The sequence below is a fragment of the Actinomadura sp. RB99 genome (genome assembly GCF_014706005.1).
In the GTDB taxonomy this organism is placed as follows: domain Bacteria; phylum Actinomycetota; class Actinomycetes; order Streptosporangiales; family Streptosporangiaceae; genus Spirillospora.
This window is the reverse complement of record NZ_JABMCA010000093.1, coordinates 1-20,756: the sequence shown is the minus strand read 5'-3', so window position 1 is coordinate 20,756 and position 20,756 is coordinate 1. Positions and strand designations below refer to the sequence as shown.

General features: G+C 71.5%; 19 protein-coding genes and 1 pseudogene. 15 read left to right on the top strand and 5 right to left on the bottom strand.

Features of this window, described 5'->3' with window-relative positions; genetic code table 11:
- Position 1: 1 nt before the first annotated feature.
- The 14 genes from amrb99_RS44155 to amrb99_RS44090 are packed head-to-tail and all read left to right on the top strand — an operon-like array spanning position 2 to position 16,537.
- Entirely contained in the window at positions 2-550 is a 549-nt protein-coding gene (locus amrb99_RS44155; RefSeq protein ID WP_151543251.1) for an NADH-quinone oxidoreductase subunit B, read from the top strand.
- Positions 551-1,297, top strand: coding sequence for an NADH-quinone oxidoreductase subunit C (locus amrb99_RS44150; RefSeq protein WP_190867956.1), 747 nt, complete (start codon positions 551-553; stop codon positions 1,295-1,297). It abuts the gene before it with no gap.
- A complete protein-coding gene (locus amrb99_RS44145; RefSeq protein ID WP_194737719.1) occupies positions 1,294-2,640 on the top strand; it encodes an NADH-quinone oxidoreductase subunit D in 1,347 nt (448 codons plus the stop codon). The genes amrb99_RS44150 and amrb99_RS44145 overlap by 4 nt, the downstream gene beginning before the upstream one ends.
- Positions 2,637-3,419, top strand: a complete 783-nt coding sequence (nuoE, locus tag amrb99_RS44140) for an NADH-quinone oxidoreductase subunit NuoE (protein ID WP_190867954.1) — start codon at positions 2,637-2,639, stop codon at positions 3,417-3,419. The genes amrb99_RS44145 and nuoE overlap by 4 nt, the downstream gene beginning before the upstream one ends.
- The gene (gene nuoF, locus amrb99_RS44135) at positions 3,416-4,714 is read left to right on the top strand and encodes an NADH-quinone oxidoreductase subunit NuoF (RefSeq protein ID WP_190867952.1); all 1,299 of its coding nucleotides are present in this window, start codon (positions 3,416-3,418) and stop codon (positions 4,712-4,714) included. Before nuoE ends, nuoF begins: the two co-directional genes overlap by 4 nt.
- The gene (locus amrb99_RS44130) at positions 4,711-7,176 is read left to right on the top strand and encodes an NADH-quinone oxidoreductase subunit G (protein WP_190867950.1); all 2,466 of its coding nucleotides are present in this window, start codon (positions 4,711-4,713) and stop codon (positions 7,174-7,176) included. The genes nuoF and amrb99_RS44130 overlap by 4 nt, the downstream gene beginning before the upstream one ends.
- Positions 7,173-8,522, top strand: a complete 1,350-nt coding sequence (gene nuoH / locus amrb99_RS44125; RefSeq protein ID WP_190867948.1) for an NADH-quinone oxidoreductase subunit NuoH — start codon at positions 7,173-7,175, stop codon at positions 8,520-8,522. The genes amrb99_RS44130 and nuoH overlap by 4 nt, the downstream gene beginning before the upstream one ends.
- A gap of 43 nt (positions 8,523-8,565) precedes the next feature.
- Positions 8,566-9,120 carry an NADH-quinone oxidoreductase subunit NuoI gene (gene nuoI, locus amrb99_RS44120; RefSeq protein WP_241756506.1) on the top strand — a complete coding sequence of 185 codons (555 nt, stop codon included), beginning with the start codon at positions 8,566-8,568 and terminating at the stop codon, positions 9,118-9,120.
- A gap of 38 nt (positions 9,121-9,158) precedes the next feature.
- Positions 9,159-10,070 (top strand): NADH-quinone oxidoreductase subunit J, encoded by a 912-nt coding sequence (locus amrb99_RS44115; protein ID WP_347257124.1) that lies wholly within the window; start codon positions 9,159-9,161, stop codon positions 10,068-10,070.
- Positions 10,067-10,366: an NADH-quinone oxidoreductase subunit NuoK gene (nuoK, locus tag amrb99_RS44110; RefSeq protein ID WP_173096805.1), complete on the top strand. Its 300-nt coding sequence runs from the start codon at positions 10,067-10,069 to the stop codon at positions 10,364-10,366. The genes amrb99_RS44115 and nuoK overlap by 4 nt, the downstream gene beginning before the upstream one ends.
- Positions 10,367-10,376: 10 nt before the next feature.
- A complete protein-coding gene (gene nuoL / locus amrb99_RS44105) occupies positions 10,377-12,293 on the top strand; it encodes an NADH-quinone oxidoreductase subunit L (protein WP_190867944.1) in 1,917 nt (638 codons plus the stop codon).
- Positions 12,290-13,879, top strand: a complete 1,590-nt coding sequence (locus amrb99_RS44100) for an NADH-quinone oxidoreductase subunit M (RefSeq protein ID WP_190867941.1) — start codon at positions 12,290-12,292, stop codon at positions 13,877-13,879. Before nuoL ends, amrb99_RS44100 begins: the two co-directional genes overlap by 4 nt.
- The gene (gene nuoN / locus amrb99_RS44095) at positions 13,876-15,486 is read left to right on the top strand and encodes an NADH-quinone oxidoreductase subunit NuoN (protein WP_190867939.1); all 1,611 of its coding nucleotides are present in this window, start codon (positions 13,876-13,878) and stop codon (positions 15,484-15,486) included. The genes amrb99_RS44100 and nuoN overlap by 4 nt, the downstream gene beginning before the upstream one ends.
- Before the next feature lie 52 nt (positions 15,487-15,538).
- Positions 15,539-16,537 carry a polyprenyl synthetase family protein gene (locus amrb99_RS44090; protein WP_190867982.1) on the top strand — a complete coding sequence of 333 codons (999 nt, stop codon included), beginning with the start codon at positions 15,539-15,541 and terminating at the stop codon, positions 16,535-16,537.
- 3 nt (positions 16,538-16,540) lie between these two features.
- Here amrb99_RS44090 and amrb99_RS44085 read toward each other — a convergent pair whose 3' ends face one another.
- The gene (locus amrb99_RS44085) at positions 16,541-17,779 is read right to left on the bottom strand and encodes an MFS transporter (RefSeq protein ID WP_190867937.1); all 1,239 of its coding nucleotides are present in this window, start codon (positions 17,777-17,779) and stop codon (positions 16,541-16,543) included.
- A gap of 94 nt (positions 17,780-17,873) precedes the next feature.
- Between amrb99_RS44085 and amrb99_RS44080 the strand changes: the two genes are divergently transcribed.
- Positions 17,874-18,812: a LysR substrate-binding domain-containing protein gene (locus tag amrb99_RS44080; RefSeq protein WP_190867935.1), complete on the top strand. Its 939-nt coding sequence runs from the start codon at positions 17,874-17,876 to the stop codon at positions 18,810-18,812.
- Here the strand turns inward: amrb99_RS44080 and amrb99_RS44075 are convergent.
- From amrb99_RS44075 to amrb99_RS44060, 4 genes and pseudogenes are all read right to left on the bottom strand, one after another.
- Positions 18,809-19,435, bottom strand: coding sequence for an ATP/GTP-binding protein (locus amrb99_RS44075; protein ID WP_190867933.1), 627 nt, complete (start codon positions 19,433-19,435; stop codon positions 18,809-18,811). The two genes, amrb99_RS44080 and amrb99_RS44075, sit on opposite strands and share 4 nt — an antisense overlap.
- The gene (locus tag amrb99_RS44070; RefSeq protein WP_190867931.1) at positions 19,416-19,844 is read right to left on the bottom strand and encodes a DUF742 domain-containing protein; all 429 of its coding nucleotides are present in this window, start codon (positions 19,842-19,844) and stop codon (positions 19,416-19,418) included. The genes amrb99_RS44075 and amrb99_RS44070 overlap by 20 nt, the downstream gene beginning before the upstream one ends.
- Positions 19,841-20,266: a roadblock/LC7 domain-containing protein gene (locus tag amrb99_RS44065; protein ID WP_190867929.1), complete on the bottom strand. Its 426-nt coding sequence runs from the start codon at positions 20,264-20,266 to the stop codon at positions 19,841-19,843. The genes amrb99_RS44070 and amrb99_RS44065 overlap by 4 nt, the downstream gene beginning before the upstream one ends.
- Positions 20,263-20,756 (bottom strand): annotated as a pseudogene (locus tag amrb99_RS44060) (hypothetical protein); the annotation flags it as partial. The gene amrb99_RS44065 and the pseudogene amrb99_RS44060, both read right to left, overlap by 4 nt.

The window sequence follows — 20,756 nt, the reverse complement described above, 5'->3', positions numbered from 1 at the left end:
CATGGGTCTTGAGGAGAAACTCCCCAGCGGGTTCCTGCTGACGACGGTCGAGCAGGTCGCGGGCTGGGCGCGCAAGAGCTCGGTGTGGCCGGCGACGTTCGGCCTGGCGTGCTGCGCGATCGAGATGATGGCGACCGGCGACCCGCGGCACGACTTCTCCCGGTGGGGGATGGAGCGCGCCTCCGCGACGCCGCGGCAGGCCGACCTGATGATCGTCGCGGGCCGGGTGAGCCAGAAGATGGCCCCGGTGCTGCGGCAGATCTACGACCAGATGACCGAGCCCAAGTGGGTCATCGCGATGGGCGTGTGCGCCTCGTCCGGCGGCATGTTCAACAACTACGCGATCGTGCAGGGCGTCGACCACATCGTCCCGGTGGACATCTACCTGCCCGGCTGCCCGCCGCGGCCGGAGATGCTGCTGGACGCGATCCTCAAGCTGCACGACAAGATCCAGAACACCAAGCTCGGCCCGCAGCGCAAGAAGCAGATCGTCGAGCTGGAAGAGGCCAAGCGCCGCCAGCTGCCGCTGCTGGGACAAGGAACGGTTTAGATGTCTTCCGAGAACCCTGAGCAGAGGGCCGAGCAGGGCGCCGACCAGCTGCCCGCGCAGGCCGAGGAGGAGCGCCGCGAGCAGCCGATCGCCCGCACGGGCATGTTCGGCGCCAAGACGACCGGCGACACCTCCGGATACGGGCGGCTGGTCATCCGGCAGAGCCCGAAGGTCACCGCGCCGCGCCCCTACGGCGGGCCCGGCGGCGCCGCCGAGGCCGGCGAGTTCGACGAGATCGCCGACGAGCTGGAGCGCGCGCTCCCCGACTTCGGCGACGCGATCGAGCGCGTCGTCGTGCACCGCGGCGAGCTGACGTTCTTCGTCAAGCGCGAGCGGCTCCTGGACGTCGCGCGCACCATGCGGGACGAGCCGACGCTGCGCTTCGAGCTGTGCTCCGGCGTCTCCGGCGTGCACTACCCGAAGGACGAGGGCGCCGAGCTGCACGCGGTCGTGCACCTGCTGTCGATCACCCACAACCGGCGCGTGCGGCTCGAGGTCACCTGCCCGGACGCCGACCCCCACGTCCCGTCGCTGGTGCCGGTGTACCCGACGTGCGACTGGCACGAGCGCGAGACCTACGACTTCTTCGGGATCGTCTTCGACGGTCATCCGGCCCTCACCCGCATCGAGATGCCCGACGACTGGGTCGGCCATCCGCAGCGCAAGGACTACCCGCTCGGCGGCATCCCCGTCGAGTACCGAGGCGCGGAGATCCCCCCGCCGGACGAAAGGCGGTCGTACGTATGAGCTCCACGAAGTACACCGAGTACGACGCCTACGCCGCCGAGGAGGCGGCCGAGGGCCGCGTGTTCGACGTCAACGGCCAGGACTGGGACCAGGTCGTCGCGGGCGCCGAGGACCTCGGGGACGAGCGCCTCGTGGTCAACATGGGCCCGCAGCACCCGTCCACGCACGGCGTCCTGCGGCTGATCCTCACGCTCGACGGCGAGACCGTCGACGACTGCCGGGTGGGCATCGGGTACCTGCACACCGGCATCGAGAAGAACATGGAGTACCGCACCTGGACGCAGGGCACCACGTTCTGCACGCGCATGGACTACCTCGCGCCGATCTTCAACGAGACGGCGTACTGCCTGGGCGTGGAGAAGCTCCTGGACGTCACCGACCAGGTGCCGGAACGGGCCCAGATCATCCGCGTGATGATGATGGAGCTGAACCGGATCTCCTCCCATCTGGTCGCCATCGCCACGTTCGGCCTCGAACTGGGCGCGACGACCGTCATGCTGAACGGCTTCATCGAGCGCGAGTACACCCTTGACCTCTTCGAGGAGATCACGGGTCTGCGGATGAACATGGCGTACGTCCGTCCGGGCGGCGTTGCCCAGGACCTGCCGAGCGGTGCGCTCAGCAAGATCCGCGACTATCTCGACCGGATGCCCAAGCGGATCCAGGCGATGCGGAAGCTGATGGACGCCAACCCCGTCTATCTGGCCCGGACCAGGGACATCGCGTATCTCGACCTTACCGGGTGCATGTCGCTGGGCATCACCGGCCCCATGCTTCGCGCGACCGGTCTGCCGTGGGATCTGCGCAAGTCGCAGCCCTACTGCGGCTACGAGACCTACGACTTCGAGGTCGCGACGCAGGACACCTGCGACGTGTACGGCCGCTATCTCGTGCGGATGCAGGAGATGGAGGAGTCGCTGAAGATCGTCGAGCAGTGCGTGGAGCGGCTGCAGCGGGTCAAGGGCCCGGTGATGATCGAGGACAAGAAGATCGGCTGGCCGGCGCAGCTCGCGATCGGCGCGGACGGGATGGGCAACTCGCCCCGGCACATCGCGCACATCATGGGCACCTCGATGGAGGCGCTGATCCACCACTTCAAGCTGGTGACGGAGGGCTTCCGGGTGCCGGCGGGGCAGGCGTACTCGCACATCGAGTCGCCGCGGGGCGAGCTCGGCGCGCACGTGGTCAGCGACGGCGGCACCCGCCCGTACCGCGTGCACTTCCGCGAGCCGTCCTTCGTCAACCTGCAGGCCGTGCCCGCGATGGCGGAAGGCGGCATGGTCGCCGACGTCATCGCGGCGGTGGCCAGCATCGACCCGGTCATGGGGGGAGTGGACCGATGACGTTCGAACCGGAGGTGCGCGAGCGCCTCGAACGCGACGCCAAGCAGATCATCGGCCGGTATCCGAAGCCGCGGTCGGCGCTGCTCCCGCTGCTGCACCTGGTGCAGTCGGAGGAGGGGCACGTCTCGCAGGACGGCATCGAGTTCTGCGCCGAGCAGCTCGGCATCACGCCGGCCCAGGTGACGGGCGTGTCGACGTTCTACACGCAGTACAAGCACGAGCCGGTCGGCGAGTTCCACGTGGGTGTGTGCATCAACACGCTGTGCGCGGTGATGGGCGGCGACCAGATCTGGCAGGAGCTGACCGAGCACACCGGGGTCGGGCACGACGAGGCCACCCCGGACGGCAAGGTCAGCCTGGAGCGGATCGAGTGCAACGCGGCCTGCGACTTCGCGCCGGTGATGATGGTCAACTGGGAGTTCTTCGACAACATGACTCCCGAGAAGGCCAAGCGGCTGGTCGACGACCTGCGCGCCGGTAAGGAAGTGCTTCCTTCGCGCGGCCCGAACAAGCTGTGCAGCTGGAAGGACGCGTCCCGGGTGCTCGCCGGGTTCCCCGACGGCCGCGCCCACGAGGGCGTGCAGGCCGGGCCCGAGTCGCTGCGCGGCCTGGAGCTGGCCAAGCAGCGCGGCTGGGAGGCGCCGTCCGCCGACACCGGCCGGGAGGCGCCCGAGGAGCCGGTCCAGGCGCGGGAGATCACCGATCCGCCGCCCAACGAGCCGGGCGAGCCGATCGGCGGCGACGTGAAGCCGGGCAGCCAGGAGGGGCGGAACCAGTGACCACGCTCACCCCGATCCTCACGAAGAACTGGGACCAGGCCGACTCGTTCACCCTCGCGGGCTACGAGCGCGAGGGCGGCTACCGGGCGCTGCGCAAGGCGCTCGGGATGGCGCCGGACGACATCGTCCAGATGGTCAAGGACTCCGGCCTGCGCGGCCGCGGCGGCGCCGGGTTCCCCACCGGCATGAAGTGGGGGTTCCTGCCCGCCGAGAGCCCGAACCCGCGCTACCTCGTCGTCAACGCCGACGAGTCCGAGCCGGGGACCTGCAAGGACATCCCGCTGATGATGGCGAACCCGCACGTCCTCGTGGAGGGCGTCATCATCAGCTCGTACGCCATCAAGTCGAACCAGGCGTTCATCTACGTGCGCGGCGAGGTGCTGCACGTGATCCGCCGGCTGCAGCAGGCGGTCGCCGAGGCGCGCGAGGCCGGGTACATCGGCACGGACATCCTCGGCTCCGGCTACGACCTGGACGTGGTCGTGCACACCGGCGCCGGCGCCTACATCTGCGGCGAGGAGACGGCGCTGCTGGACTCCCTCGAAGGGTTCCGCGGTCAGCCCAGGCTCAAGCCCCCCTTCCCGGCGGTCTCGGGCCTGTACGGCGGCCCCACCGTCATCAACAACGTCGAGTCGATCTCATCGGTTCCCTCGATCGTGGAGAACGGCGCCGACTGGTTCACCTCGATGGGCACCGAGAAGTCCGCGGGCTACGGGATCTTCTCGCTGTCCGGGCACGTCACCCGGCCCGGGCAGTACGAGGCGCCGCTCGGCATCACGCTGCGGGAGCTGCTCGACATGGCGGGCGGGATCCGCGCGGGGCACCGGCTGAAGTTCTGGACGCCCGGCGGGTCGTCCACCCCGATCTTCACCGACGAGCACCTGGACGTGCCGCTGGACTTCGAGTCCGTCGGCGCCGCCGGGTCGATGCTCGGCACCCGCGCCCTGCAGATCTTCGACGAGACGACCTGCGTCGTCCGCGCGGTGCTGCGCTGGTCGGAGTTCTACGCGCACGAGTCGTGCGGCAAGTGCACGCCGTGCCGCGAGGGCACCTACTGGTACAAGCAGATGCTCAAGCGGCTGGAGGCCGGCCAGGGCAAGGAAGAGGACCTGGAGACGCTCCTCGACCTGTCCGACAACATCCTCGGCCGCTCGTTCTGCGCCCTCGGCGACGGCGCGACGAGCCCGGTGGTCTCGTCGATCAAGCTGTTCCGGGACGAGTACCTCCAGCACTTCGAGCAGGGCGGCTGCCCGTTCGACCCGGCCAAGTCCACCCTCTGGGGAGGTGCGAAGTGACCGTCACCGACGACAAGTCGGCGGTGGAGAAGCCGGTCGAGATGGTCTCCTGCACCATCGACGGCTTCGAGATCGAGGTGCCGAAGGGCACGCTGATCATCCGGGCCGCCGAGCTGCTCGGCATCCAGATCCCGCGGTTCTGCGACCATCCGCTGCTGGACCCGGTCGGGGCCTGCCGGCAGTGCCTGGTGGAGATCCCCGACGCCGGCAACGGGCGCGGCATGCCGAAGCCGCAGGCGTCCTGCACCACCACGGTGATGCCCGGGATGGTCGTCAAGACCCAGCTCACCTCGCCGGTCGCCGACAAGGCGCAGCACGGCGTGATGGAGCTGCTGCTGATCAACCACCCGCTGGACTGCCCGATCTGCGACAAGGGCGGCGAGTGCCCGCTGCAGAACCAGGCGATGTCCAACGGGCGCGGCGAGTCCCGGTTCGTCGAGACGAAGCGGACGTTCCCCAAGCCGATCCCGCTGTCCAGCCAGGTGCTGCTGGACCGGGAGCGCTGCATCCAGTGCGCCCGCTGCACCCGGTTCTCCGACCAGATCGCCGGCGACGCGTTCATCGACCTGCTCGACCGCGGCGCGAAGGAGCAGGTCGGCACCGCCGAGGGCAAGCCGTTCCAGTCCTACTTCTCCGGCAACACCGTGCAGATCTGCCCGGTCGGGGCGCTGACCGGCGCCGCGTACCGGTTCCGGTCCCGGCCGTTCGACCTGGTGTCGCAGCCGAGCGTCTGCGAGCACTGCGCGTCCGGCTGCGCGCTGCGCACCGACCACCGGCGCGGGAAGATCACCCGCCGGCTGGCCGGGGACGACCCGCAGGTCAACGAGGAGTGGAACTGCGACAAGGGCCGCTGGGCGTTCACCTACGGGACGCGCCCCGAGCGGCTCACGCACCCGCTGATCCGCAACGCCGACGGCGAGCTGGAGCCGGCGTCGTGGCCGGAGGCGCTGACCGTCGCGGCCCGCGGGCTGTCGGCGGCGCGCGGCTCCGCGGGCGTGCTGACCGGCGGCCGGGTCACCCTTGAGGACGCCTACGCCTACGCCAAGTTCGCGCGGATCGCGCTCGGCACCAACGACGTCGACTTCCGCGCCCGGCCGCTGTCGGACGAGGAGACGCGGTTCCTCGCCTCCTCCGTCGCGGGTCGCCCGATCGAGGTGTCCTACGCCGACCTGGAGAAGGCGCCCGCGGTCGTCCTCGCCGGCTTCGAGCCGGAGGAGGAGTCCCCGATCGTGTTCCTGCGGCTGCGCAAGGCGTTCCGCAAGAACGGGCTGAAGGTGTTCGGGATCGCGCCGTTCGCGACGCGCGGCCTGCGGAAGGTCGGCGGGACGCTGCTGGCGACGGCGCCCGGCTCGGAGTCGGAGACGCTCGGCTCGCTGATCGGCGACCCGTCGCGCGCCGGCGTCCGCGCCCTGCTGGAGACGCCCGGCGCCGTCATCATGCTGGGCGAGCGGCTCGCCGCCAGCCCCGGCGCGCTGACCGCGGCGGTCCGGCTGGCGCAGGTGACCGGGGCCCGGCTGGCGTGGGTGCCGCGCCGGGCCGGGGAGCGCGGCGCGATCGAGGCCGGGGCGCTGCCCGGGCTGCTGCCGATCGGCCGCCCCGTCACCGACCCGGAGGCGCGTGCGGAGGTCGCCCGCGCCTGGGGCGTCGCGGACCTGCCCGCCGGGCCCGGCGAGGACACCGCCGGGATCATCGCGGCGGCGGCCGCCGGACGGCTCGGCGCGCTGCTGGTCGGCGGCGTCGACCCCTACGACCTGCCCGACCCGGACGCGGCGCTGCGGGCGCTCGACGCCACCCCGTTCGTGGTGAGCCTGGAGCAGCGGCCGAGCGCGGTCACCGACCGCGCCGACGTGGTGCTGCCCGTCGCGGCCGTCGCCGAGAAGGCCGGCACGTTCGTCGACTGGGAGGGCCGCGGCCGCCCGTTCGACGTCGTGCTGAAGTCCGCCGGGAAGATGTCGGACCTGCGGGTCCTGCAGTCGCTGGCCGACGAGATGGACGTCCACCTCGGGCTCCCGGGCCCGGAGGCGGCGCGGCGGGAGCTGGCGCAGCTCGGCTCCCACCGCGGCGAGCGGCCGGAGCCGCCGGACGTCGCGCCGGCGCTGCCGCCGCACCCCGAGCAGGGCGAGGCGCTGCTGGCGACCTGGCGGCTGCTGCTGGACCGGGGCCGGCTGCAGGACGGCGAGCCGTTCCTCGCGGGCACCGCGAAGGCGGCGGTGGCCCGGCTGTCGCCCGCGACCGCGGCGGAGATCGGCGCGACCGCGGCGGTCACGGTGTCGGGGCCGCGCGGCGAGGTGACGCTCCCGCTGGAGATCACCGCCGACCTGCCCGACCGGGTGGTGTGGCTGCCGACGAACTCGGCGGGCTGCGCGCTCCACCGGGACTTGGGCGCGGCGGCGGGCGGCGTCGTCAAGATCGCGAGCGGGGTGCTCGCCCGCCCGACCGAGAACGCGGGAGGTACCCGATGAGTCCGCTTGCGGCGCCCGCCGCCGATCCCACGCTCGCCACGTTCGGCAAGGACCCGTGGTGGCTGATCGGCGGCAAGGTGCTGGTCATCTTCGTCTTCCTGGTGCTGACCGTCCTGCTGTCGATGTGGGTCGAGCGGCGGGTCATCGGGAGGATGCAGCTGCGCGTCGGCCCGAACCGCGCCGGGCCCCAGGGCCTGCTGCAGGGCTTGGCCGACGGCGTGAAGCTGGCGCTGAAGGAGGACATCGTCCCCCGCCAGGTCGACAAGGTCGTGTTCGTCCTCGCGCCGGTGATGTCGGCGGTGCCGGCGTTCATCTCGTTCATCATCATCCCGTTCGGCCCGACGGTGTCGATCTTCGGGCACCACACCGCGCTGCAGGGCACCGACCTGCCGGTCGCGGTGCTGCTGGTGCTGGCGATGTCGTCGATGGGCATCTACGGGATCGTGCTGGCGGGCTGGTCGTCGATGTCGCCGTACTCGCTGCTCGGCGGGCTCCGCTCGTCCGCGCAGATGATCTCCTACGAGATCGCGATGGGGCTGTCGTTCGTCGCGGTGTTCATGTTCGCCGGGTCGATGTCCACCTCGGAGATCGTCGCCAAGCAGGACCACATCTGGTTCGCGGTGCTGCTCGCCCCGTCGTTCGTGGTCTACGTGATCACGATGATGGGCGAGTCGAACCGCATCCCGTTCGACCTCCCCGAGGGCGAGGGCGAGCTGGTCGGCGGGTTCCACACCGAGTACTCGTCGCTGAAGTTCGCGATGTTCTTCCTCGCGGAGTACATCAACCTCGCGACGCTGTCGGCCCTCGCCACCACGCTGTTCCTCGGCGGGTGGCGGGCGCCCGCGCCGATCTCCACCGTCTGGTCGGGGGCCAACTCCGGCTGGTGGCCGGTGCTGTGGTTCCTGGTCAAGCTGTGGCTGTTCATCTTCTTCTTCATCTGGCTGCGCGGTTCGCTCCCGCGGGTGCGCTACGACCAGCTGATGAAGCTCGGCTGGAAGATCCTGATGCCGGTCTCGCTGGCCTGGATCCTGCTGGTGTCGACCATCAAGGCGTTCAAGAACGACGGCTACGACATCCAGCAGATCCTGTGGATCACCGCCGGGGTCATCGCCGTGGTGCTGGTGGTCACGGTGGTCTGGGAGATGGTCCGCGGCGGCGACGGCGGCGAGATCGTCCCGGGTGCGGAGCGGCCGGCGCCCGGCGCGCCGCAGGGCGACCCGTTCGCCGGCGGGTTCCCGGTGCCGCCGATGGACGCCCCCCACTACCACGGCCGGGCCCGCGACGAGCCGGCCCGCCCGGCCACGATCGAATCCGCCTCTGAGGAGGTCACCAGTGGGACTCACTGATTTCCTGAATCCGGTCAAGGGGTTCGGGGTCTCGTTCCACCAGATGTTCATGAAGAGCGAGACCGTTCAGTACCCCGAGGTGAAGAAGCCGACCGCCCCGCGCTTCCACGGGCGGCACCAGCTCAACCGGTGGCCGGACGGCCTGGAGAAGTGCATCGGCTGCGAGCTGTGCGCCTGGGCGTGCCCCGCCGACGCCATCTTCGTCGAGGGTGCCGACAACACCGAGGACGAGCGGTACTCGCCCGGCGAGCGGTACGGCCGCACCTACCAGATCAACTATCTGCGGTGCATCTTCTGCGGCCTGTGCATCGAGGCGTGCCCGACGCGGGCGCTGACGATGACCAACGAGTACGAGCTCGCCGACGACAGCCGCGAGAGCCTGATCTACACCAAGGACATGCTGCTCGCCCCGCTGCGCGAGGGCATGGAGACGCCGCCGCACGAGATGCGGCTCGGCGACACCGAGGAGGACTACTACCGCCTCGGCCTCCAGCCCGAGGACGCGGCGCCGACCGTCCCCGCCGAGGGCGGCGGACGGGCGAGCGCCGACAGCGCGGTGAAGCGGGAGAAGGCGGCCAAGGGCGGTGAGGGCAAGTGAGCGCCGCGCTCTCCGCCGACCACCTCGCCGCCGCGCACGTGCTGGCCGGGCACGTCGCCGACAAGCAGTCGGGTGAGCCGTTCTTCTTCTGGCTGCTCGCCGTCGTGTCCGTCTGCGCCGCGCTCGGCATGATCCTCGTCCGCAAGGCGGTGCACTCGGCGCTGCTGCTGGCGACCGTGATGCTCTGCCTCGCCGCGATGTACGCGATCCAGAACGCGCCGTTCCTGGCGTTCGTCCAGGTGATCGTCTACACCGGCGCGGTGCTGATGCTGTTCCTGTTCGTGCTGATGCTCGTCGGCGTCACCTCCACCGACTCGCTGGTGGAGACGATCAAGGGCCAGCGGTTCTGGGCGGTCATCGTCGCGATCGGGTTCATCGTGCTGCTCGGCACCGGGCTCGGCAACGCCGCGCTCGGCGACTCCGCCGGGCTGAAGGCCGCCAACGCCGACGGCAACGTCCTCGGCCTCGCGCGGCTGCTGTTCACCAAGTACGTGTTCGCGTTCGAGGCGACCAGCGCGCTGCTGATCACCGCGGCGCTGGGCGCGATGGTGCTGGCGCACCGCGAGCGGACCGAGCCGAAGCCGACGCAGAAGGACCTGTCCAAGCAGCGGTTCGCGTCCGGCGCGCACCCGGGCCCGCTGCCCGGCCCCGGCACCTACGCGCGGCACAACGCCGTCGACATGCCGGCGCTGCTGCCGGACGGGACGCCGTCGGAGCTGTCGATCAACCCCGTCATCGCGGCCCGCACCGACACCTCCGAGCGCCACGCCGACCTGTACGGCGGGACCGAGCAGGGCGCGGTCGACGAGGACGTCGCCGCGGTCAAGGCGGCCACCGAAGAGGCGAAGGACGCGGACGCCGAGTCGCGCGTCGTCAGGGCCGGGACACCGGCCGCCGGCGGGTCCGGCGGCGGCTCGGCCAACGAGCGTGAAGGCGAGGCTGGTCAATGAGTCCGGGGCACTACCTGGCGCTCTCGGCGATCCTGTTCACCATCGGCGGTCTCGGCGTCCTCGTGCGCCGCAACGCGATCGTGGTGTTCATGTGCGTCGAGCTCATGCTGAACGCCACGAACCTCGCGTTCGTGACGTTCTCCCGCATGCACGGCACCCTCGACGGCCAGATCATCGCGTTCTTCGTGATGGTGGTGGCGGCGGCGGAGGTCGTGGTCGGCCTGGCGATCATCATGACCATCTTCCGGACCCGCAGGTCCTCGTCGGTGGACGACGCGAACCTGCTGAAGTACTGAGAGGTCGGGGATGAAAGCGGAAGGCATCCAGGCCGCGTCCTGGCTTCTCATCGCGCTGCCCCTGGTGGGCGCCGCGATCCTCCTGCTCGGAGGGCGGCGCACCGACAAGTGGGGGCACCTGCTCGGCGTGGCGACGCCGGTGGCGTCGTTCGCCATCGGCGTCGCGATGCTCGTCCAGATGCTCGGGTACGACGACGCCGCGCGCCGCCGCACCGTGCACCTGTGGGACTTCATCAGCGTCGGCGGATTCAAGATCGGCATGGACCTGCTGGTGGACCCGCTGTCCATCAGCTTCGTGCTGCTGATCACCGGGGTGGGCTCGCTCATCCACGTCTACTCCGTCGGCTACATGGCCGAGGACCCCGACCGGCGCCGGTTCTTCGCCTACCTGAACCTGTTCGTCGCGGCGATGCTGCTGCTGGTGCTCGGCGGCAACTTCCTCGTGCTGTTCCTCGGCTGGGAGGGCGTGGGCCTCGCCTCGTACCTGCTGATCGGGTTCTGGCAGCACAAGCCGACCGCGGCGACCGCGGCGAAGAAGGCGTTCGTCGTCAACCGCGTCGGCGACATGGGGCTGATCATCGCGATCGCGCTGATGTTCTCCACGTTCGGGACCGTCGACTTCGGGCCGATCCTCGGCGCGGGCGCCGAGCACGCCGGGCTCGCCGCCAAGCTGAGCACCGGCACCGCGACCGCGATCGGGCTGCTGCTCCTGCTCGGCGCGTGCGGCAAGTCGGCGCAGCTCCCGCTGCAGTCCTGGCTGCTGGACGCGATGGAGGGCCCGACCCCGGTGTCGGCGCTCATCCACGCGGCGACGATGGTGACCGCGGGCGTCTACCTGATCGTCCGGTCCGGGCCGATCTTCGAGATGTCCGACACCGCCCAGCTGGTGGTGACGATCGTCGGCGCGGCCACGCTGCTCGCCGGTGCGATCATCGGTTGCGGCAAGGACGACATCAAGAAGGCCCTCGCCGGGTCGACGATGTCGCAGATCGGCTACATGACGCTCGCCGCCGGCCTCGGCCGGCCCGGCTACGTGTTCGCCATCGCGCACCTCATCGCGCACGGCTTCTTCAAGGCGGGCCTGTTCCTCGGCGCCGGCTCGGTCATGCACGGCACCAACGACGACGTGAACATGCGCCACTACGGCGCGCTGCGCGGCGTCATGATGGCGACGTACGTGACGTTCGGGCTCGGGTTCCTCGCCATCATCGGGTTCCCGTTCCTGTCCGGCTGGTTCACCAAGGACGCCATCATCGAGGCCGCGTTCGACAAGGGCGGCACGTCCGGCGCGATCCTCGGCGTCTGCGCCGTCATCGGCGCGGGCATCACCGCGTACTACATGTCGCGCGTGATGATCATGACCTTCTTCGGCGAGAAGCGCTGGGAGGAGGGCGTGCACCCGCACGAGTCGCCCAAGGTGATGACGATCCCGCTGATGCTGCTGGCGGTCGGCTCGGTCTTCGCCGGTGGATGGCTGATCCTCGGCGGGTTCTCCGACTTCCTGGAGCCCGTCACCGGCAAGCCGGCGCACGCGGAGTCGTTCAAGTGGGTCACGCTGCCCGGCATCGTGGTCCTCGTCCTGATGGTCGCCGGTTTCGCGATCGCGTGGATGCAGTACGGGCGCCGTCCCGTGCCGCGCGAGGCGCCCAAGGGGTCGTTCGTCACCGTCGCGGCCCGCAAGGACCTGTACGGCGACGCCCTCAACGAGTCGCTGCTGATGCGGCCCGGCCAGTGGCTGACCCGGCTCGCGGTCTGGTTCGACGGGCGCGGCGTCGACGGCGCCGTCAACGGGCTCGCCGCCCTCATCGGCGGCACGTCCGGCCGGTTCCGCCGCATCCAGACCGGCTTCGCCCGTTCCTACGCACTCTCGATGTTCTTCGGCGCAGCCCTTGTGGTGGCCGCCCTCCTGGTGGTGAACGTGTCATGAGTGACTTTCCCTGGCTGAGCGTCCTCATCGCGCTGCCGCTGCTGGGCGCCGTCGCGGTCAGCGTGCTGCCGCGCGACAACGAGCCGCTCGTCAAGTGGTTCTCGTTCGGCGTCTCCCTCGTCGTCGCCGCCCTCTCGATCGGCATGGCGGCCGGCTTCGACGCGGGCGGCGACCGGTTCCAGTTCACCGAGAAGTACTGGTGGATCAAGGAGTTCGGGATCCACTGGGCGCTCGGCGTCGACGGCGTCGCGCTGGTGCTGATCCTGCTGTCGGTCATCCTCGTCCCGCTCGTCATGCTGGCGTCCTGGACGGACGACGAGCGGTCCGGCGGGGTGGACGTCCCGGCGAAGCGGTCCGTGAAGACCTACTTCGCGCTGCTGCTGTCCCTCGAGGCCGCGATGATCGGCGTCTTCGCGGCGACCGACGTGTTCCTGTTCTACGTCTTCTTCGAGGCGATGCTCATCCCGGTGTACTTCATCATCGGGCACTACGGCGGCGGCGCCGCCCGCGAGCGCTCCTACGCCGCCGTGAAGTTCCTGCTGTACTCGCTGTTCGGCGGGCTGCTGATGCTCGTCTCGGTCATCTGGCTGTACCCGCTGTCGAACAAGCCGGTCAGTGAGGGCGGCCTCGGCCACGGCACCTTCATGTTCGAGGAGCTGCGCGGGCTGCACGTCGACCCGACCACCGCCAAGTGGCTGTTCCTCGGCTTCTTCGTCGCGTTCGCGATCAAGGCGCCGATGGTGCCGGTGCACACCTGGCTGCCGACCGCGGCGCAGCAGTCGCCGCCCGGCGCGCTCGTCCTGATCGTCGGCGTGCTCGACAAGGTCGGCACCTACGGGATGCTGCGGTTCTGCCTGGAGCTGTTCCCCGGCGCGTCCAAGTGGGCCACGCCCGCCGTGCTCGTGTTCGCGGTGATCAGCATCATCTACGGCGCGATCCTCGCGATCGGGCAGGTCGACCTGAAGCGGCTCATCGCCTACACGTCGGTGTCGCACTTCGGGTTCATCGTGCTCGGCATCTTCGCGATGACATCGCAGGGCCAGTCCGGCGCCGCGCTGTACATGGTGAACCACGGCTTCTCCACCGGCGCGCTGTTCCTGGTCGTCGGCTTCATGATCGTCCGGCGCCGGTCGGCGCGGATCACCGACTTCGGCGGGGTGCAGAAGGCGGCACCGGTGCTCGCCGGGACGTTCCTCGTCGCCGGCCTGTCCGGGCTCTCGCTGCCCGGCCTGTCGCCGTTCGTGTCGGAGTTCCTGGTGCTGGTCGGCACGTTCAGCCGCTACAAGGTGGCCGCGTGCTTCGCCGTGACCGGCGTCGTCCTCGCCGCCATCTACGTCCTCTGGATGTACCAGCGGACGATGGGCGGCCCGAAGGTCCCGGCCGTCGAGGGCATGAAGGACCTCACGGCCCGCGAGAAGTGGGCCGTCGCCCCGATCATCGCGATCATCGTGGCGATGGGCTTCTTCCCGCAGCCGGTGCTGCATGTGATCAACCCGTCGGTGAAGGAGACGCTCGCCCGTGTCGACCGGCACGACCCGGCGCCGACGCTCACCGGTAACGTCGCCGAGAACGGAGCCCGTCCATGAGCCCTGCCAGTCACGTGAGCCCGGTGGCTCATGGGGTGCTCGCCCAGGGGGGTGACATCCCGGCGCCGCACATCGAGTACGGGCAGATCGGCCCGCTGCTGCTCGTCCTCGGGATCGCCCTCGCGGGCGTCCTCGTGGAGGCGTTCGTCGGCCGCACCTGGCGGTACGCGGCGCAGGTGCCGGTCGCGTTCCTCGGCCTCGCCGGCGCGTTCGCCTGGACGGTCCTGCTCGGCTGGCGCGACGATCCGCACCACGTCGCCGCGCAGGGCGCCCTCGGCGTGGACGGCCCCACCCTGTTCATCCAGGGCACCATCCTCATCCTCGCCCTGGTCAGCCTGCTGCTCATCGCCGAGCGCGGGAACGGCCGGGACGGCGGCGTCGTCGGTGGCCACTTCGCCGCGCAGGCGTCCGCGCTGCCGGGCAGCGAGGCGGAGCAGCGCAGCACCGCCGCCGGGATCACCCAGACCGAGGTGTTCCCGCTGATGATGTTCGCGGTCGCGGGCATGATGATGTTCCCCGCCGCCAACGACCTGCTCACCATGTTCGTGGCGCTGGAGGTCATGTCGCTGCCGCTGTACCTGCTGTGCGGCCTCGCCCGCCGGCGGCGGCTGCTCTCCCAGGAGGCGGCCGTCAAGTACTTCCTGCTCGGCGCGTTCTCCTCGGCGTTCTTCCTGTACGGGACGGCGCTGCTGTACGGCTACGCCGGCTCGGTCCGGCTGTCGGACATCTCCGCGCAGGTCAGCAAGGACGCCGGCAGCGAGACGCTGCTGCTGGCGGGCGTCGCGCTGCTGTCGGTCGGGCTGCTGTTCAAGCTCGGCGGCGTCCCGTTCCACATGTGGAAGCCGGACGTGTACCAGGGCGCCCCGACCCCGATCACCGCGCTGATGGCGTCGTGCACGGTCGTCGCCGCGTTCGGCGGGATCCTCCGCGTGTACTACGTCGGGTTCGAGACCATGAAGTGGGACTGGCGGCCCTACATGTGGGGCGTGGCGATTCTCACGATGGTGGTCGGCGCGATCATCGCGATCACGCAGTCCGACATCAAGCGGATGCTGGCGTACTCGTCCATCGCGCACGCGGGCTTCCTGCTCATGGGCGTCATCGCCACCTCGCGCGACGGCCTGTCCAGCACGATGTTCTACCTCGTCGCCTACGGCTTCACCTCCATCGGCGCCTTCGCGGTCGTCACGATGGTGCGCGACGCCGGCGGCGAGGCCGGGCACCTGTCGCGCTGGGCGGGGCTCGGCAAGCGCTCCCCGGTCGTCGCCGGGGTGTTCGCCTTCTTCCTGCTCGCCTTCGCCGGCATCCCGCTGACCAGCGGGTTCACCGGCAAGTTCGCGGTGTTCAAGGCCGCCATCGAGGGCGGCGCGACCCCGCTGGTCGTGGTCGGCGTCATCTCCTCCGCGGTGGCCGCCTTCTTCTACGTGAAGGTGATCGTCGTGATGTTCTTCAGCGAGCCGGAGGCGGACGGCCCCGTCGTCGTCGCCGGGCCGGCGACCGCGGCTGCGGTGGCGCTCGGTGCGACGGCTACTGTGGTACTCGGCGTGATCCCGCAGCCCGTTCTGGACCTCGCGGGCCACGCAACGACCCACATGTTCGTCCGGTAGGGAGTCTTGGGTGAGCGACCCAATCGCTGAGAAGTCCGGCGGGCCGGCTCGACTGGAGTCCGGCCCGTTCGGGCTTCCCGTCGACTCGGCCCTCGCGGCCGATGCCAGGGAGCGCCTGGCCGCAGTCGAGGAACTGCTGCTGGAATCCGTGCGGGGCGAGGACCCGCTGCTCACCCAGGCCTCCAAGCACCTCGTCGAGGCGGGGGGCAAGCGGTTCCGGCCGATGCTGGTGCTGCTCGCCTCCCACTTCGGCGACCCGGCCGCGCCCGGTGTGGTGCCCGCCGCCGTCGTCGTGGAGCTGACCCATCTCGGCACCCTCTACCACGACGACGTGATGGACGAGGCGACCGTCCGGCGCGGCCAGGCGTCCGCGAACTCCCGCTGGACGAACACCGTCGCGATCCTCACCGGCGACTACCTGTTCGCCCGCGCGTCGGACCTGCTCGCCGACCTCGGCCCGGAGGCCGTCCGGATCCAGGCCCGCGCGTTCGCCCGGCTGGTGCGCGGCCAGATCCAGGAGACCGTCGGCCCCGCCGAGGACGCCGACCCCCTCAAGCACTACCTCCAGGTCGTCGCCGACAAGACCGCGTCCCTCATCGTGGTGTCCGGCCAGTTCGGCGCGCTGCTGTCGGGGGCCCCCGCCCGCGTCGTCGACACCATCACCTCCGCCTGCGAGAAGATCGGCATCGCGTTCCAGCTGTCGGACGACATCCTCGACATCGAGTCCGAGACCGAGGAGTCCGGCAAGACCCCCGGCACCGACCTCCGCGAAGGCATCCGCACCCTCCCGATGCACCACGTCCTCGCCGGCGTCGGCTCCGGCCCCGACGACGCCCGGCTGCGCGAGCTGCTCGTCCAGGACCTGTCCGGCGACGAGCTGCACGCCGAGGCCCTCGCCCTCCTGCGCGCCCACCCCGCCATGGACCTCGCCCGCGCCGACCTGCGCCAGTACGCGGAGGACGCCCGCGCGGAGCTCCTCACCCTCCCCGCCATCCCCGCCCGCGACGCGTTCACCGGTCTCTGCGACTACGTGGTGTCGCGCACCGGCTGACGGCTACGGCCGCCGGTCCGGCACGCCCTGGGGGCGCGCCGGGACCGGCGCCGGGGCCGGCCGGTCGTCCCGTTCCGCCCGGCGGCCGAGCACTGCGGCGGCGGCCAGGGCGACACCGCCCAGCGACCCGCCGAGCCACAGGGCACCCGACTCCCCGGTGGCGTCGGCCACGCGCCCGCCCGCCAGCGCCCCGACCGAGATGGCGACGTTGAACGCGGCGACGAACAGCGCCGACGCCGGCTCAGCGGCGTGCGGAGGCGCGGCCCGCAGCAGCCAGGTCTGCAAGGTGACGGACACACCGCCGTAGGCGGCGCCCCACAGCACCAGCAGCACGATCGCCGGGAGCGGGGCCCGTCCGACGACGGGGAACAGCAGCACGGCCGGCGCGAGCACCGCGGCGAGCGCCAGGAGGGTGCGGCGCGGGCCGCGCGCGGCGGCGGTCCCGGCGGCGAAGTTCCCGGCAACGCCCGCGACGCCGTACAGCAGCAGCAGGGTGCTGACCAGGTCCGGGTCCACGCCGGACACCCGCTCCAGCACCGGACGCACGTAGGTGTACGCCGCGAAGTGGCCGGTGACCAGCAGCAGCGTCACCACGAGCCCGGCCCGCGCACGCGGGGCGCGCAGCACCCGCGGCACGTTCCGCAGGCCCGCCGGGCCGGTTCCGGGCAGCGGCGGCAGCAGCACGGCGAGCGCCGCGCAGGCGGCCAGGGACAGCGCGCCCGCGACGGCGAACGTGGCGCGCCAGCCCGCGAGGTCGCCGACCAGCGTGCCGGCGGGGACGCCCACCACCGACGCGACCGAGATCCCGCCGAAGACCACCGAGGTGGCGGTCCCGGCGGAGCGCTCCGGCACCAGCCGCGCCGCGAGCCCGCCCGCGATCGCCCATACCCCGCCGATCGCGACGCCGACCAGGACCCGCGACGCCAGCAGCGCCGGCAGTCCGGGCGCGGCGGCCGAGCCGAGGTCGGCCGCCGCCAGCAGGCCCGCCAGCGCGGCCAGCACGGCGCGGCGGTCCAGCCGCGCGGTGGCCGCGGACAGCGCAGGCGCGCAGAGCGCGGCGACGAGGCCGGGCGCGGTCATCGCCAGCCCGGCCGTGCCCGCGGACGCACCGAGGTCCGGGCCGATCGAGGTCAGCAGCCCCACCGGCAGCATCTCGCTGGTGACGACGAGGAACGTGGCCGCGGCGACCGCGAGCACCGCGGGCCAGCCGCCTCGGGGCGGGGAGTCGGGAGGAACCGTCATGCCGTCGACCCTGGTCCGGCGGCGCACCGGGAACAACGGCGAAGATCGCATCCTTCTATGAGCGAGGCTCATCGATCGGCGACGGGGGAGCGACGTGCCGGAACTGGAGGCCAGGGAACTAGAGTGCTTCCTCGTCCTCGGCGAGGAGCTGCACTTCGGCCGGACGGCGGAGCGCCTGTACCTCTCCCAGAGCCGCGTCAGCCAGCTCCTGCGTTCCCTGGAGTCGCGGATCGGGGCCCGGCTCGTGGAGCGCACCAGCCGCCGCGTCCGGCTGACCCCGCTCGGCGCGAGCCTGAGAGACGAGCTGGCGCCCGCCTACACGGCCCTCCTCGACGTCGTCGAGGCGGCCCGCGCCCGGGCCCGCGGCGTCGACGGCGTGCTGCGGATCGGCTTCGTCGGATCGCTGGACGAGGACCTGACCGGCCTCGTCCGCGCGTTCGAGCGCGACCATCCCGGCTGCGAGGTGCGGACCGTCGAGGTGCCGCTCGCCGACCCGTTCGGGCAGATACGCGACGGGGACGTGGACGCCGCGATCGTGCTGGCGCCGGTGCGGGAACCCGGACTGGTCCCCGGCCCCGCGTTCTCGGAGGCGCCGCTGAGCCTCGCCGTCCCGGCCCGCCATCCGCTCGCGGACCGCCCGTCGGTCCCCGCCGAGGAACTGGCCGGGCACCCGCTCATCCGGATCGCCGGACCGGCCCCGCGGTACTGGCGCGACGTGCAGTCGCCGACGGCGACGCCCGGCGGCCGCGCGATCCCGTCCGGGCCGGCCGCGGGCACGATCCAGGAGGCGCTGGCGATGGTCGCCGCAGGACGCGGCGCGATGCCGCTGTGCGTCCCGACAGCCCGCCGCCACGTCCGCGGCGACGTCGTCTTCGTCCCGCTCACCGGCCTGCCCGACTCGGCGCTCACCCTCGTCTGGCACCGCGACCGCGCCACCGCGCGCGTCCGCGCCTTCGCCCGGGCGGTCGCCGGGGCCGTCCAGCACGAGGCCCCGGACGCCCCCGTCCAGGGCGCCGGGGCCGTCCGGGGTTAGGCGCCCTGCGACTCCAGCGCGGGGAGCCCCCGGTACTTCATCGCGTGCAGGACCAGGTCGATGAGCACCTGCTTGCAGGAGTCGAGACGGCGGGCGTCGCAGAGCATGACCGGGACCTTCGGTCCCAGGTTCAGCGCCAGCTGGATCTCCGCGAGGTCGTACTGCCGGGCGCCCTCGAAGCAGTTGACCGCGACGACGAACGGGGTGCCGCGGCGCTCGAAGTAGTCGACGGACGGGAAGCAGTCCGACAGCCGGCGGGTGTCGGCGAGGACGACGGCGCCGAGCGCGCCGAGCGACACCTCGTCCCACATGAACCAGAACCGCTCCTGCCCGGGGGTGCCGAACAGGTACAGGACGTAGTCGTCGCGGAAGGTGAGCCGCCCGAAGTCCATCGCGACCGTGGTGGTCTTCTTGCGCTCCACCCCGGAGACGTCGTCGACACCGACGCTCTCGTCGGTGAGGATCTCCTCGGTGCGCAGCGGCCGCGTCTCGGAGACCGTGCCGACCATCGTCGTCTTGCCGACCCCGAAACCGCCCGCGATCACGATCTTGACCGCGGTGGGCATCCGGCGGGCGCGGGCGTCATGCCGCCCGCCCCCGGCGTCAGAGAGCCCGGAGACCATCGATCACCGCCTTGTAGAGCCTGATGTCGTGCATGTCCGCCTCCGGTTCGGGCTCCTGCATCGTGACGAGCCCCTTGCCGAGCAGGTCGCCGAGCAGCACCCGCACGGTGGCCACCGGAAGGTCGAGGTGGCCGGTCAGCTCGGCGACCGACATCACCTGCTGGCAGAGCCGGATGATCGCCAGGTGCTCGGGGCCGAGGCCGATCGGGCCCTCCGGCTCCGGCCCGGCCGCCACCACCAGGGTGATCAGGTCGAACTTGCCGTGCACGGGCTCGATGCGGCCGCTCGTCATCACGTACGGGCGCACCATCGGGCCGGCGCTCTCGTCGTAGATCCGCTCATGGCCGGGGGTGTGCAGCGCGGGGTCCTGCGGCCAGGGCTCCTGCCCCGGCTCCTCGGGCGGCATCATGCGGGCCGGCCCTCCTCCGCCGCCTCCGATCGCGACGGCGAGGTGAGATGGTGGCCCATGCTCGTGACGAGCATCGCCATCTCGTAGGCGATGAGGCCCACGTCGGCCTCCTCACCGGCCAGCACCGCCAGGCAGGCGCCCTTGCCGGCGACCGACACCAGCAGGAACGCCGACTGCATCTCGACGATCGTCTGCCGGACGGGGCCGCCGCCGAACCGGGTGCCCGCGCCCTTGGCGAGGCTCTGGATGCCCGCCGCCACGGCGGACAGGTGCTCGCCGTCGTCCTGGCTCATGCCCGCCGAGGAGGCCATCAGCAGGCCGTCGGCGGACAGCACCACCGCGTTGCGCGCGTGCGGCAACCGATGGACCAGGTCGTCCAGCAAAAAACCCAGATCGGATGAAGAACCGGTCTTCTGCGTCACTGACCTTCCTCGCCTTCCGCTGCTTGATTGCCGAGGGCCTCGGCCGCGTCCGACCGGCCCTGCCGGGTGCCGCGCTGGTACGAGCCCATGATCCGCTGGATCTCCTCGGGCGAGCGGCCCGGGTCGTCCGGTTCGTCGTGCTCATCGGAGACGAGCGGTTCGTCCGTGCGCAGCGGTTCGGCGAGGTTCGCCTGCGGCACGCGGACCGGCAGGCCGGACGGTGTGGTGGAGATGTCGGGCACGGGTGGCAGGTCCTCCGGCTGGGTCGGTTCGGGATGCCCGCCGCCGGTTCCGGTGAGGCCGGATGAGAGGGACGCGGCGCCGTCGTGGGAGCTCGCCTCGTCCGCGGGGGGCTCGTCCTGCCGTCGGGGCAGGCCATGTTCTGAGGAGTCGCCGCCGGGGGCGCCCCCGGACCGCGGGACCGGCGCGCCGGCCGGGTCCGGTGCGTCCGCCGGCTCCGGCGCGGGCGGGGGCACCGCGACCAGCGCGG